The following is a 13871-nucleotide window of genomic DNA, read 5'->3' as shown; positions in this document are numbered from 1 at the left end:
GGTCAGGGGCCTTCCGGGGGCTGCGAGTCCCCGAGCTCGGGGACCGGCGCCTGTGGCGCCGTCAGCTTGACCCCCACCGTGCGCACCGTATGCAGATAGCGCGGCGCCTGCGCCGTCTCGCCCAGCTTCCTGCGCAGCCACGACAGATGTACGTCGACCGTCTTGTCCGCCCCGCCGAGCGGCTGCTGCCACACCTCCGCAAGGAGCTCGCGCCGCGACACGACCTGCCCCGGCCGCGCCGCCAGATGGGCCAGCAGGTCGAATTCGCGCGGGGTCAGGTCCAGGACCCGCCCGTCGAGGGCGGCCTCGCGCGCCCCCGGGTCGACGGTGAGCCCGCCGACCCGCAGCGGCTCCTCGGGCTCGGTGGCGCCCGCCCGGCGCAGCACCGCCTTGATCCGGGCGTCCAACTGGGCCGCGCCGAACGGCTTCACGATGTAGTCGTCCGCCCCCGACTCCAGGAGCGCCACCATCTCCGGCTCCTCGTCGCGGGCGGTCGCCACGATCACCGGTACGTCGCTGACCGCGCGCAGCATCCGCAGCACCTGCGCGCCGTCCACGTCCGGCAGACCGAGGTCGAGCACGACGAGGTCGGGCCGGTCGGTCAACGCGGCGTCGAGGCCCGCCATCCCGCCGGCCGCCGTCGCCACCGCATGGCCCTTGTCGCGCAGCGCCCGCACCAGTGCCGCGCGCAGTTGGTGATCGTCTTCCACGACCAGGAGATGGGGCATGACCCCACCGTAATCAGGGAGTTCGGGCCGGACGACGGGCGGGCGCGGTCCTTGTCCGGGCCTTAACCGGACGTTAGGAAACGATGGGGGAGGCTGGGCCCATGCAGAGGAAGTGGCGCAGCGCCGCAGTCACGGCGGTGTGGGCCGCCGGGGCGACGGCCGTCGGCGGGCTCGGCGCGTGGTCGCTCGCGGGGCTCGACGGGGCCGGACGCGGGGGCCGCCCGCTGGACGACACGGCGGTACGGCGCGCCCTGAGCGCGGCACCCTCCGCCTTGGCCGACTCGCCCTCGCCCTCGTCGGGTTCGCAGCCCGCACCCCCTTCGACCCCCTCCACCCACCGTAAGACCATCCGCTTCACGGGCGGCACGGCGACCGTGGAGTGCCGCACCTCGGACCTCGCCTACCTGGTGTCCTGGAGCCCGGACGACGGCTACCACGTGGAGGAGTACGCCCGCGGCCCCGCGGCCGTGGCATCGATAGAGCTGGAGTCCGCGGTCGAGGACGACGCGGCGGACGACGAGGACGACACGACGTACGAGTTCCGCTGCACGGACGGCAGGCCCCGCCTCGACAGTCCACCGGCGGACGACTAGGGGAGACACCCCCTAGGGCCGGTGCGGTGAACTGGCCCTGCAGCGCCTAGGCCTAGACCATCAACTTACGTACGAGACTTGGCCGGAAGACCCCCACAACCGTCATCAGCAGGTGCGTGTCTGACATCAGGGGGCACAGTTGAAACGCTGGATTTATCCGAGGAGAGTCTGAATTTCACCTTCCCCCCTTATTCTCTCCACGTTAAGTGGGGGAGGCGTGACGGACGGGTCACGCCGTGTGGGGGTCTGGGGGGACTTTGCTCACTTCTGTGCTCATTGCTGTCATTTCGCTTGCCCTTTTCTGGATGGCCGCCTTCACGCTGTGGTGGCAGATGCATGCCTGGCGCACACCGGAGACACTCGCGGCGACCCGCTTCCAACCACCAAGGGGCGGCGTGGGGTTGGCATTCAGCCTGCTCCTGCCGGCCCGGCACGAGCAGGCGGTGCTCGACCACACGATCCAGCGCCTCCTGGAGTCGAGCCACGCCGCGTTCGAGATCATCGTGATCGTCGGCCACGACGACCCGGAGACCGCCAAGGTCGCCGTCGAGGCGGCCGGCCGCGACCCGCGCGTGCGCGTCATCACGGACACGCACGAGGTCAAGAACAAGCCCAAGGCCCTCAACACCGCGCTCCCGCACTGCCGCGGCGACGTCGTCGGGGTCTTCGACGCCGAGGACCAGGTCCACCCGGAACTGCTCACCCACGTCGACCACGCCTTCCGGCAGACCGGCGCGGACGTCGTCCAGGGTGGCGTCCAGCTGATCAACTTCCACTCCAGCTGGTACAGCCTGCGCAACTGCCTGGAGTACTTCTTCTGGTTCCGCAGCCGCCTTCACCTGCACGCGCAGAAAGGGTTCATCCCGCTCGGCGGCAACACCGTCTTCGTGAAGACGGACGTCCTCAGGGAGGCCGACGGCTGGGACCAGAACTGCCTCGCCGAGGACTGCGACCTGGGCGTCCGGCTCTCCTCGACGGGCAAGCGCGTCGTGGTCGCGTACGACAGTGACATGGTCACCCGCGAGGAGACCCCGGGCACGCTCGTCTCCCTGCTCAAGCAGCGCACCCGCTGGAACCAGGGCTTCCTGCAGGTCTACCGGAAGAAGGACTGGAAGCAACTCCCGGGCAGGGGACAACGGTTGCTCGCCCGCTACACCCTGATGACCCCGTTCCTGCAGGCCTTCACCGGCGTGATCATCCCGCTCAACGCGGCCGTCGCACTCTTCCTCGACGTCCCGGTCGGCATCGCCTTCATCACCTTCCTGCCGCTGATCACCGCCGCCGTCACCTTCGTCTTCGAAGTGGTCGGCCTGCACGACTTCGGCAAGCAGTACGGGCTCAAGGTCCGCCTTGTGCACTACTTCAAGCTCATCGTCGGCGGCCCCTTCTACCAGGTGCTCCTGGCCGGCGCGGCGATCCGCGCGGTCTGGCGCGAGCACCGGGGCCGTAACGAGTGGGAGCTGACCAGCCATGTCGGCGCACATCTGAACCAGATGTCCCAGACCCGCGAGGAGATCCGGACGTGACCTCCACCCTCCCGGCGCCCGGCCCCCAGACGGAGCCCGCGCCGCGACCGAGCACACCCCAAAACGGCGAGCGGCGGACCGGGCGGCAGACCGAACGACGGGTCAGGCGGCAGTCCAAGCGGGAGATCATCACCCGTCCCGTCATACGTTTCCGCAGCTCACCGCCCGATCTCCTGCTCTGCGCCGTCCTGCTCGCCGCGATCCTCGTCGTACAGGGCTGGAACATCGGCGCCTACCCGGCGCTGAGCGACGACGAGGGCACGTATCTCGCCCAGGCCTGGGCGGTCCAGCAGGGCGACGGCCTCGCGCACTACACCTACTGGTACGACCACCCGCCGCTCGGCTGGATCCAGATCGCCTTCCTGACCTGGCTCCCGGCGCTCTTCACCCCCGAGTCGATGAACGTCGCCTCGATGCGCCTCGCGATGCTGATCGTGAGCGCCGCGAGCGCCGTCCTGCTGTACGTCCTCGCCCGCCGGCTCTGGCTGCCGCGCTGGGCGGCCGGACTGGGCATGCTGCTCTTCGGCCTGTCCCCGCTCTCCGTCGTGCTGCAGCGCGAGATCTTCCTCGACAACATCGCCGTGATGTGGATGCTGCTCGCCTTCTGCCTGGCGGCCTCGCCCAACCGGCATCTGTGGCACCACTTCGGGGCCGGCATCGCGGCGGCGGTCGGCGTGCTCACGAAGGAGACGATGCTGGTCGTCCTGCCCGCACTCCTGGTGACCATGTGGCGGCACAGCCACAAGGACACCCGAAAATTCGCGGTCACGGGCGCGATCACGGGCTGCGTACTGATCGGCCTCGGCTATCCCCTGTACGCCCTCCTCAAGGGCGAGTTGTTCCCGGGCGACGGGCACGTCTCGCTCTGGGACGGCATCACGTACCAGATGAGCCGCCCCGGCTCCGGCTTCATCCTCGACGCGGGCACCGGCTCGCACGGCGTCTACCAGTCGTGGCTCTACTACGACCGCGTCCTGCCCCTCGGCGGCCTCGCGGCGGCGCTGCTCCTGCTGCTCGCCCTGCGCTGGTCGGTCACCGCGCGGGCGATGGCGGGACCCGCGCTCGCCGTCGCGATCCTCGCCCTGGTGGCGATGCGCCCGTCCGGCTACCTCCCCGCGATGTACATCATCCAGGCGCTGCCCTTCCTGGCCCTGGTGCTCGCGGGGGGTGCGGCGAGCGTGGCGCACGGGGTGCTGCGCCGCTTCAAACGCCCGACCGAGGGGCGCCCAATTATCTTGCTGCGCTGGGCAGTTGCGATCTGCCTGGCCGCGCTCGCGGTGAGCTATGTCGCCCCCCGCTGGTACGACGGCGCCCGCACGGCCATGACCAAGGACGCCAACGGCCCCTACCGCGCGGCGGCCGCCTGGATGGCGAGCGAGGTGCCCGACCCGGGCAGGGCCAGGGTCCTGGTCGACGACGCGCTCTGGCTGGACCTCGTGCACTCGGGCTACGAACCCGGGCTCGGCGCGATCTGGTTCTACAAGGCCGACCTGGACCCCGCGGTGGCCAAGAAGATCCCGCGCGGCTGGCGCGACCTCGACTACGTCGTGGCCTCGCCCACGGTGCGCCGGGACGCGGTGGATCTGCCGAACGTCAAGGCGGCCCTCGACCACTCGACGGCGGTCGCGGTGTTCGGCGAGGGGGAGGACCGGATCGAGATCCGGAAGATCGACACGCGTGCCGATGCCGAGTCCGGGGGGAAGCCATGAGTACGTTTCCGAAGCCTGCCGAGGACGAACTCGGGGAACTGGAACCCGACTTGCGGGAGGTGCCCGAGCCCGGCGCCGTCACCGTGATCATCCCGACCTTCAACGAGTCGGCCAATGTCCGCGAACTGCTGCACCGCATCACGGAATCCGTCCCCTCCCGCCTCCCCTGCGAGGTCGTCTTCGTCGACGACTCCACGGACGACACCCCGCAGGTCATCGCGTCGGCCGCGCAGGACTGCCCGTTCCCGGTCTCGGTGATCCACCGGGACCGGCCGGACGGGGGCCTCGGCGGCGCGGTGGTCGAGGGCCTGCGGGCGGCCGGGTCCGACTGGGTCGTGGTCATGGACGCGGACCTGCAGCATCCCCCTTCCCTCGTACCGGAGTTGGTGGCGACCGGCGAGTCGACCGGCGCCGACCTGGTGGTCGCCAGCCGCTACACGCCGGGCGGCAGCCGGGCGGGTCTGGCCGGCGGCTACCGGATCGCGGTGTCGCGGGCCGCGACGTGGCTGACGAAGGGGCTCTTCCCGCGTTCGCTGCGCGGGATCAGCGATCCCATGAGCGGCTTCTTCGCGATGCGCCGCTCGGCGGTGACGGCTTCGGCCCTGCAGCCCCTCGGCTACAAGATCCTCCTCGAACTGGCCGTACGCTGCCGGCCTCGCGTGATCGCGGAGGTGCCCTTCGTCTTCCAGGACCGGTTCGCGGGGGAGTCCAAGTCGACGGCGCGGGAGGGGTGGAGGTTCCTCCGCCACCTGGTCGAGCTGCGCACGGCGGCGCCGGTCGCGCGGCTGCTCGTGTTCGGGCTGATCGGGCTGACGGGGTTCGTGCCGAACCTGCTGGGGCTGTACGCGTTGACGTCGGCCGGGCTGCACTATCTCCCTGCGGAGATCTTGGCCAACCAGTTGGGGGTGGCCTGGAACTTCCTTCTGCTGGAGGTGCTGCTTTTCCGGTCGCGGCGGGGGCATAGGCATTGGCTGGACCGTTCCTTGCGCTTCGCCGCGCTGGCCAATGCGGATCTGGTGCTGCGAATTCCCTTGATCGCGCTGCTGGTCGGGGTCTGGGGGATGGCGGTCCTGCCCGCCACGGCCCTGGCCCTGCTCCTGACGTTCGTCCTGCGCTTCGCGGCGACTGAGGCGCTGGTGTACTCGCGTCGGCGTAGGCGCCGCTGATTTTCCCCCACCCCGCCCCTTCCCGTAATGCTGCGCAGCTTTCCGCCCTGCGGGCGGTGTCCTCAAACGCCGGACGGGCTGATTCATCAGCCATGAATCAGCCCGTCCGGCGTTTGAGGACAGTCTTTTGAAGCCGGCGGCAGCCTTACGGGAAGGGGCGGGGTGGGGGAAACAAAACCGGAACCACACACGAGCCGCACCAAAAGGGGGACAAGCAAGTGAAACCACGCCGCAGATCAGCCCTGATAGGGGTAGGAGCCCTGACTACAGGGCTCCTCCTGGCCACGCCACCGCAGGGGGCAAGCGCAGCCCCCAACCTCATCAAAAACCCAGGCTTCGAAACCGCCGGAGCCCCGGGCACGGACATGCCCGACTGCTGGGAAAAATCCGGCTGGGGCAACAACGACTACACCTTCACCACCACCGGACAAGCGGAAGCGCACTCCGGCACGAAGGCCATGAAGGTAGCGCTCACCAGACGCGTCGACGGCGACCGCAAGGCCCTGATCACGGAGAACGCCACCTGCTCCCCGGCCGCGACGCCGGACAAGCAGTACGACCTCTCCCTCTGGTACAAATCCACCACCCCCGACGCGTCGATGACCCTGTTCCGCCACGACAAGACGGCCGGCTGGCAGTACTGGACGGACCTCAAGACCCTCCCGGTCAGCGGGACTTACGCCAAGGCTGAGGTGCGCACACCCCCCGTCCCGCCGAACACGGACCAGATCTCCTGGGGCGTCTCCGTCTACGGCACGGGCTCCGTCACCACGGACGACTACGTGATGGAAGAGGTCCCGCCCCCGGTGGTCGACCCGGGCTGCACGGGCACCCCCGAGCAGTGCAAGGACGGCAAGTGGGAGGTCCTTGCCACCCCGAACCCGGTCAGGTCCATGCACTCGGTCGTCCTCAACAACGGCAAGATCCTGCTGATCGCGGGCTCGGGCAACGACAAGGCGGCCTTCGAGGCGGGCAAGTTCACCTCGGCCGTCTACGACCCGAAGACGGGGACGTACAAGCAGATCCCCACCCCCAAGGACATGTTCTGCGCCGGCCACGTCCAGCTCCAGGACGGCAAGGTCCTCGTGATGAGCGGCACGAAGGGCTTCCCCACGGCCGACGGCAAGATCGGCTACCAGGGCTACAAGGACTCGTACATCTTCGATCCGGCCACCGAGGCCTACATCAAGACGAACGACATGAACGACGGCCACTGGTACCCGTCCGCCACCGTCCTCGGCAACGGTGACGTCATCTCCTTCGGCGGCCTGAAGGAGGACTCGACCGGCTCGGTCACGGCCGAGAAGTTCTCCGAGGCCCAGCGGAAGTGGCTGCCGCTGAACGAGGTCAACCAGACGTGGTCGTACTGGGGTCTGTACCCGTCGATGATCCTGATGCAGGACGGCCGTCTCTTCTACTCGGGCAGCCACACCTTCGGCAACGGCACACCGGGCACCGGCGCCTCGCTCTACGACTACGGCCAGAACAAGATCACGGACGTGCCGGGCCTGCAGAACAAGGACCAGCGCGACGAGTCCGCGAGCGTGCTGCTGCCGCCCGCCCAGGACCAGAAGGTCATCACGATGGGCGGCGGCAACAACGAGGTCAACCCGGTGGCCAACCGCCTGGTCGACATCATCGACCTGAAGGCCGCCAACCCGGCCTACGTACATGGCCCGTTGATCCCGCAGGGCACCGTCGACCAGGGTGCGGGCAAGCGTCCGCAGACCGGTGACGAGGGCAAGATGTACGTCTCCGCGGTGCTGCTTCCGGACGGCAAGGTCCTGGAGACGGGCGGCGCCCTGCACGACCGTGCCGACCCGGTCTACGAGTCCTCGCTCTACGACCCGGTGACGAACACCTTCGACCCGGTGGCGGCCGACCCGGAGGAGCGCGGCTACCACTCGTCAGCCTTCCTCCTGCCCGACGGCCGCGTGATGACGACGGGCGACAACCCGGGCAACGGAACCTGGAACCACGACGTGTCCATCTACACCCCGCCGTACCTCTTCAAGGGCCCGCGCCCGAAGATCACTTCGGTGATCGACAAGCAGTGGACGTACGGCGACACGCAGCGCATCACGGTCGACCGGCCCATCGCCAAGGCGGAGTTGATCCGCCCGGCGGCGGTCACGCACTCCTCCGACCCGAACCAGCGCTTCGTGGACCTGCCGCTCACGGTCGACGGAAACAACATCGACCTGAACGTCACCGCCAACCCCAACCTGGCCCCGCCCGGCTGGTACATGCTCTTCGCGGTCGACGCGAACGGGGTGCCGTCGGTGGCCGAGTGGGTCCACGTCGGCGGCCCGGCCGCGCTGGCCGAGGACGCCCCCGCGGCGCACGTCCACGACTTCGCGTCCGACCCGTCGGGCAAGGAGAAGAAGGCGGGCAAGAAGCGCGACTCGGCCCCGGTGAGCCCCACGATCGCAGGCTGCGACCGCCACTACGGCTCCGCGAACGTCTGCGTCCCGACGGCATTCCCGCCCGAGGTCGCAGACACCACCAAGGCCCGCTGCACCTGGCTCAAGAACCACAACTACGGCCGTTTGAAGCTCAACGGCAAGGACGATCCCTTGGGCCTGGACCCGGACGGAAACGGTCGGGCCTGCTAATTCAGCCCGTGCGGCGTTCGAGGACAATCCTTTGAAGCCGGCGGCAGCCTTACGGGAAGGGGCGGGGCGGGGACAAAATCCCCACCCCACCCCGCCCCCACCCGCACGCCCCCTACAACGTCAGCCCCTGCGTAAACATGTCCAACGCCCGATTCACCAGCCCCACCACATCCTCCTCGAAGCCCCCTTCACCCCACACGATCGTCACCTCACGCAGCGCACCCAACACAGCGGCAGTAAAGATCCGAACCTCCAGATCATCCGCAGCCCGCCCACCCCGCTCGGCCAGAGCCCCCGCGAGCAACCGCGAAGTGGCCGACATGGTCTCGGTCATATGGGCCCGGATCGCCGGGACCTCGACCATGAGCTTGGTCCGCTGGATCATCTCGGCGCGCTCGTCCGGGACTTCCATCATGGCGTTGAGGGCGATGACCATCACGTACCGGATGGATTCCAGCGGCGGTTCGTCCAGGGGCCGCGACCCCAGCACGGCCAGCATGATCGGGTCGTACTCGTCGGTGAGGACGATGTCTTCCTTGGCGGGGAAGTACCGGAAGACGGTGGACGGCGAGACCTCCGCCCCCGCCGCGATCTGCTCGATGGTGGTCGCGTCCCACCCCTGCTCGGCGATCAACCTGTACGTCGAGCGGCGGATGGCGACCCTGGTCGCGATCTTCTTCCGCTCGCGCAGGCCCATCGCGGGCTGTGCCTCGACGAACTCGCTGAGGATCTGAGCAGGGGACTTCGTGCTGCGGGGACTGGCGGCCATGAGGGCATTCTCAGGCATCGGCACGGGCGGGGGCCACGTCCGGGGCCGGCGCCGCGTCCTTCGCCGGCTCCCTGTCCCGCCCGGGCAGCAGCACCGCCGCGAGCACCGCGGTCACCAGGGCGGCGATCCCGCACACCGCGAGGACGAGGGTCATTCCGTGTACGTAGCTGGAGTTGGCGGCCGCCGCGAGCGGGGCGTCGCCCATCTTCTGCGCGATCATGTGGGCGGCGACCACGGACTCCTTGGCCTGATCGGCGACGGGGCCGGGCAGGCCCCCGGTGTTCAGCCTGTCCGCGAAGGCACTCGCGAGGAGCGACCCGAGCAGCGCGATCCCGATCGCCCCGCCGACCTGCCGTACGGTCATCAGGAGCCCCGACCCACTGCCCGCCCGGTCCCGCGGCAGGGTGTTCAGCGCGGTCGTCATGGCGGGCATCATCGCGAAGCCGAAGCCGATCCCGGTGATCGACAGCCACAGCGCGGTGAACCCGTACCCGCTGTCCACGGTGGTCCGCGTCCCGAGCAGCGCCGCGAAGGCCAGGACCACGAGCCCCGCGCTGATCACGATCCGCGCCCCGATCTTCTCCACGAGGGGAGCGGCGGCCTTGGCGGCGACCACCAGACCGCCCATCATCGGCAGCAGCCGCACCCCGGTGCCGAACGCGTCGTTGCCGAGCACGGCCTGTAGATAGGGGGGAAGGAGGAACAGCAGCCCGGAGAGGATGAACATCACCAGCGTCGCGGCAAGGGTGTTGAGCAGGAACGGCCGGTGGCCGAGCAGCTTCAGGTCCAGCATCGGCCGGACCATCCGGCGTTCGCGGACGACCAGCGCCGCGATCAGCACCACGCTGCCGGCCAGCATCCCGACGACCAGCGGGTCGCCCCAGCCGCGCGTCGGGGCCTCGATGATCCCGTACGTCAGCGCGGCGAGCCCGGACGCGGTGAGCGCGGTGGAGAGCACATCGACCTTGGGCGAGGCCGGGTCGCGGGTCTCCGGCAGCAGGAACGCGCAGGCGGCGACGCCGATGGCGACCATCGGGATGTTGATCAGGAAGACCGAGCCCCACCAGAAGTGGTTCAGCAGCCAGCCCCCGATGATCGGCCCGAGCGGCATCCCGAGCGCGGACGCGGCGGTGATGATGCCCATGGCCTTGCCCCGCTCGTGTGCCGGGAACAGCGAGGGCAGCACGGCCATCGCGAGCGGCATCACCAGAGCGGCGCCGACGCCCATCGCGGCCCGGGCCGCGATGACCGGCTCCACGCTCCCGGCGAGCGCACCGACCACCGATCCGGCCAGGAAGATCGCCAGGCCGGTGATCAGCATCTTGCGGCGCCCGAAGCGGTCGCCGAGGAGCCCCGCGGGGAGCATCAGCGCGGCGAGCATCACGAGGTAGGAGTCGGCCATCCACTGCTGCTGACCGGTGGTGGCGCCCAGCTGCTCGGCCATCGTCGGCAGTGCCACATTGAGGATCGTAGTGTCGAAGCCGAGCACCAGCATGCTCGCGACCATGGCGCCGAGCGCCCACCAGCGACGGGGGTCCAGGTTCTGGACTCCCACGTCTGTCGTCGTGCCTGTCGTCGTGCCCTGTGTCGTCGTCATGAAATGAGAGTAGCTCTCAAGTGAGAGTGACTGTCAAGTTTTTTGGGCGCACGGATTGGACGCACGGATTGGGCGCACGGATTGGACGCACGGATTGGACGCACGGATTGGACGCACGGATTGGACGCACGGATTGGACGCACGGATTGGACGCACGGATTGGACGCACGGATCCGGGCACGCAAAAGGCCGCGACCGGTCGGTCGCGGCCCTGCGTTGCGGGTGTTGCCAGGTCTTGCCAGGTCAGGTGTACTGATACGCCACCAGCGAGATCGCGACGTAGTGCGCGACGAAGGCGGCCAGGGTGAGGGAGTGGAACACCTCGTGGAAGCCGAACCACCGCGGTGACGGGTTCGGCCGCTTGATGCCGTAGATCACGCCGCCCGCGCTGTAGAGCAGCCCGCCGACGATCACCAGGACGAGCACGGCGACACCGCCGCTCCGCATGAAGTCGGGCAGGAAGAAGACCGCCGCCCAGCCCATCGCGATGTAACAGGGGGTGTAGAGCCAGCGCGGGGCGCCGACCCAGAAGACCCGGAAGGCGATGCCCGCCACCGCGGCCGCCCAGATCGCCCACAGCAGCGGGCGTGCGGTGCTGCCCGGGAGGAGCAGCAGGGCGAGCGGCGTGTACGTACCCGCGATGATCAGGAAGATATTGGCGTGGTCGAGCCGGCGCAGGATCGCCTCGCCGCGCGGACCCCAGGTGCCGCGGTGGTAGATCCCGCTTACTCCGAAGAGCAGACAGGCGGTCAGGACGAAGATGCCGCTGGCGACCCGGGCCCGGGTGGAGTCCGTGAAGACCAGCAGGGCCAGGCCCGATACGAGGACCGCGGGGAACATCCCGGCGTGCAGCCAGCCGCGCATGCGGGGCTTCACATACTCCATGTCCGTGATCCGGCTCGCCGCTCCGGCTGCGGAAGTCGGCGCCTCGGCCGAGGGTGAGGTCATGCGCTCGATGGTACCTACGGCACCGTAAGTCCCCGCTCAAAGAGAGGAGACGGGCCCTCAAAGAGAGAGCATGCTCACGTGTGAGGCCCTCTGGACATATGGGCGAAGCCGTCGGATGATCAAATGAGTGCGGTCGGCACCGGATGAGCGGCTGTGTTTCTTCCAAGAGCGCGGTATCCGGGTCGCAGCCCCCACGGGGCCCAACTCCAAAAAATCCCTCATTTAGGAGCGATCGTGGCGCGCGACATCGCGGCTCCCTCTTCTGGCACGGCCCCCACCAACCACCAGGAGCTCATCTCCTGGGTAGACGAGATCGCAGCACTCACGCAGCCGGACAGGGTGGTCTGGTGCGACGGCTCCGAGGCGGAGTACGAGCGCCTCGCCGAGGAACTGGTCGCGAAGGGCACGTTCAAGAAGCTCGACCCGATCAAGCGCCCGAACTCCTACTACGCCGCGTCCGACCCGACCGACGTCGCCCGCGTGGAGGACCGCACCTTCATCTGCTCCGAGCAGGAGGAGGACGCGGGCCCGACCAACCACTGGAAGGCCCCCGCCGAGATGCGGGAGATCTTCCAGGGCAAGGACGGGCGGGAAGGCATCTTCCGCGGCTCGATGCGCGGCCGGACCATGTACGTCGTGCCGTTCTGCATGGGCCCGCTCGGCTCGGAGCTCTCCGCGATCGGCGTGGAGATCACCGACTCCGCGTACGTCGCCGTCTCGATGCGCACGATGACCCGCATGGGCCGGCCGGTCCTGGACGAGCTCGGCACGGACGGCTTCTTCGTGAAGGCCGTGCACACCCTGGGCGCCCCGCTCCAGGAGGGCGAGGCCGACGTCCCGTGGCCCTGCAACACCACGAAGTACATCTCGCACTTCCCCGAGGACCGCGAGATCTGGTCCTACGGCTCCGGCTACGGCGGCAACGCCCTGCTCGGCAAGAAGTGCTACGCCCTGCGCATCGCGTCCGTCATGGCGCGCGACGAGGGCTGGCTCGCCGAGCACATGCTGATCCTCAAGCTCACCCCGCCGCAGGGCGAGTCGAAGTACGTCGCCGCCGCGTTCCCGTCCGCCTGCGGCAAGACGAACCTCGCGATGCTGGAGCCCACGATCTCCGGCTGGACCGTCGAGACGATCGGCGACGACATCGCGTGGATGCGCTTCGGCGAGGACGGCCGCCTGTACGCGATCAACCCCGAGGCCGGCTTCTTCGGCGTCGCGCCCGGCACCGGCGAGCACACCAACGCCAACGCCATGAAGACCCTGTGGGGCAACTCGGTCTTCACCAACGTCGCGCTCACCGACGACAACGACATCTGGTGGGAGGGCATGACGGAGGAGACTCCGGCCCACCTGACGGACTGGAAGGGCAACGACTGGACTCCGGAGTCCGGCACCCCGGCGGCCCACCCCAACGCCCGCTTCACCGTCCCCGCCTCGCAGTGCCCGATCATCGCGCCGGAGTGGGAGGACCCCAAGGGCGTGCCGATCTCGGCGATCCTCTTCGGCGGCCGCCGGGCGAGTGCCGTACCGCTGGTCACCGAGTCCTTCGACTGGAACCACGGCGTCTTCCTCGGCGCGAACGTCGCCTCCGAGAAGACCGCCGCCGCCGAGGGCAAGGTCGGCGAACTGCGCCGCGACCCGTTCGCCATGCTGCCGTTCTGCGGCTACAACATGGGCGACTACATGGGCCACTGGGTCAAGGTCGGCGCGGACAAGGACCAGGCGAAGCTCCCGAAGATCTACTACGTCAACTGGTTCCGGAAGAACGAGGCGGGCAAGTTCGTCTGGCCCGGGTTCGGTGAGAACAGCCGCGTCCTGAAGTGGATCGTCGAGCGCCTCGACGGCAAGGCCGAGGGCGTCGAGACCCCCATCGGCATCCTGCCGACGGTCGACTCCCTCGACACGAACGGCCTCGAACTCCCCGCCGCCGAGCTCGAGTTCCTGCTCACGGTGGACAAGGAGATCTGGCGCGAGGAGGCATCCCTGGTCCCCGAACACCTCAACACCTTCGGCGACCACACCCCGAAGGAGCTGTGGGACGAGTACCGCGCGCTGGTCAAGCGCCTGGGCTGACGCCATGCGCAACACCTGACACACCGTGCCCCCGGCGCCTCAACAGGCCCCGGGGGCGCGGCAGTTGACTATCGCCACGATCCGTGCAGGCTGGGCGCCCAATCTCCGCGTGCCCCCCTCCCGGCCCGGCATTTGCGGGCACACTCT

At 69.0% G+C, this 13871-nt stretch carries 10 protein-coding genes; 6 read left to right on the top strand and 4 right to left on the bottom strand.

All coding sequences use genetic code 11. The annotated features are described in order from the left end of the window. Positions 1 to 2 precede the first annotated feature (2 nt). On the bottom strand, positions 3 to 728 hold the full coding sequence (locus OG430_RS19320; protein ID WP_327353789.1) for a response regulator transcription factor: 726 nt from the start codon (positions 726 to 728) through the stop codon (positions 3 to 5). Between the two features lie 101 nt (positions 729 to 829). On the opposite strand from OG430_RS19320, the gene OG430_RS19315 reads away from it, so the two are divergent. The 5 genes from OG430_RS19315 to OG430_RS19295 all read left to right on the top strand — a co-directional run bounded on the left by OG430_RS19315 (position 830) and on the right by OG430_RS19295 (position 8337). Then, on the top strand, positions 830 to 1321 hold the full coding sequence (locus OG430_RS19315; RefSeq protein WP_327353788.1) for a hypothetical protein: 492 nt from the start codon (positions 830 to 832) through the stop codon (positions 1319 to 1321). A 305-nt stretch (positions 1322 to 1626) separates the two neighbouring features. Then, positions 1627 to 2847, top strand: coding sequence for a glycosyltransferase (locus OG430_RS19310; protein WP_327353787.1), 1221 nt, complete (start codon positions 1627 to 1629; stop codon positions 2845 to 2847). Further along, positions 2844 to 4556, top strand: a complete 1713-nt coding sequence (locus OG430_RS19305; protein WP_442816517.1) for an ArnT family glycosyltransferase — start codon at positions 2844 to 2846, stop codon at positions 4554 to 4556. Before OG430_RS19310 ends, OG430_RS19305 begins: the two co-directional genes overlap by 4 nt. Further along, the gene (locus tag OG430_RS19300) at positions 4553 to 5722 is read left to right on the top strand and encodes a glycosyltransferase family 2 protein (protein ID WP_327353786.1); all 1170 of its coding nucleotides are present in this window, start codon (positions 4553 to 4555) and stop codon (positions 5720 to 5722) included. The genes OG430_RS19305 and OG430_RS19300 overlap by 4 nt, the downstream gene beginning before the upstream one ends. Before the next feature lie 365 nt (positions 5723 to 6087). Beyond that, positions 6088 to 8337: a galactose oxidase early set domain-containing protein gene (locus tag OG430_RS19295; RefSeq protein WP_327353785.1), complete on the top strand. Its 2250-nt coding sequence runs from the start codon at positions 6088 to 6090 to the stop codon at positions 8335 to 8337. 112 nt (positions 8338 to 8449) lie between these two features. Here OG430_RS19295 and OG430_RS19290 read toward each other — a convergent pair whose 3' ends face one another. The 3 genes from OG430_RS19290 to trhA all read right to left on the bottom strand — a co-directional run bounded on the left by OG430_RS19290 (position 8450) and on the right by trhA (position 11588). Continuing rightward, on the bottom strand, positions 8450 to 9106 hold the full coding sequence (locus OG430_RS19290) for a TetR/AcrR family transcriptional regulator (protein ID WP_442816516.1): 657 nt from the start codon (positions 9104 to 9106) through the stop codon (positions 8450 to 8452). 10 nt (positions 9107 to 9116) lie between these two features. Further along, positions 9117 to 10703: a DHA2 family efflux MFS transporter permease subunit gene (locus OG430_RS19285; RefSeq protein ID WP_327353784.1), complete on the bottom strand. Its 1587-nt coding sequence runs from the start codon at positions 10701 to 10703 to the stop codon at positions 9117 to 9119. A 243-nt stretch (positions 10704 to 10946) separates the two neighbouring features. Further along, entirely contained in the window at positions 10947 to 11588 is a 642-nt protein-coding gene (trhA, locus tag OG430_RS19280) for a PAQR family membrane homeostasis protein TrhA (protein ID WP_327359147.1), read from the bottom strand. Between the two features lie 297 nt (positions 11589 to 11885). On the opposite strand from trhA, the gene OG430_RS19275 reads away from it, so the two are divergent. Then, positions 11886 to 13724 carry a phosphoenolpyruvate carboxykinase (GTP) gene (locus OG430_RS19275; protein WP_327353783.1) on the top strand — a complete coding sequence of 613 codons (1839 nt, stop codon included), beginning with the start codon at positions 11886 to 11888 and terminating at the stop codon, positions 13722 to 13724. Positions 13725 to 13871 lie beyond the last annotated feature (147 nt).

The organism is Streptomyces sp. NBC_01304 (assembly GCF_035975855.1).
Lineage (GTDB): Bacteria > Actinomycetota > Actinomycetes > Streptomycetales > Streptomycetaceae > Streptomyces.
This window is presented reverse-complemented; position numbering and strand designations above follow the sequence as displayed.

What these genes read in the sequence shown, in the direction of transcription:
- OG430_RS19310 (WP_327353787.1), top strand. Translation starts at nt 1,627, where the DNA reads ATGGCCGCCTTCACGCTGTGGTGGCAGATGCATGCCTGGCGCACACCG.
- OG430_RS19285 (WP_327353784.1), bottom strand. Translation starts at nt 10,703, where the DNA reads ATGACGACGACACAGGGCACGACGACAGGCACGACGACAGACGTGGGA.
- trhA (WP_327359147.1), bottom strand. Translation starts at nt 11,588, where the DNA reads ATGGAGTATGTGAAGCCCCGCATGCGCGGCTGGCTGCACGCCGGGATG.
- OG430_RS19300 (WP_327353786.1), top strand. Translation starts at nt 4,553, where the DNA reads ATGAGTACGTTTCCGAAGCCTGCCGAGGACGAACTCGGGGAACTGGAA.
- OG430_RS19290 (WP_442816516.1), bottom strand. Translation starts at nt 9,106, where the DNA reads ATGGCCGCCAGTCCCCGCAGCACGAAGTCCCCTGCTCAGATCCTCAGC.
- OG430_RS19315 (WP_327353788.1), top strand. Translation starts at nt 830, where the DNA reads ATGCAGAGGAAGTGGCGCAGCGCCGCAGTCACGGCGGTGTGGGCCGCC.
- OG430_RS19320 (WP_327353789.1), bottom strand. Translation starts at nt 728, where the DNA reads ATGCCCCATCTCCTGGTCGTGGAAGACGATCACCAACTGCGCGCGGCA.
- OG430_RS19295 (WP_327353785.1), top strand. Translation starts at nt 6,088, where the DNA reads ATGCCCGACTGCTGGGAAAAATCCGGCTGGGGCAACAACGACTACACC.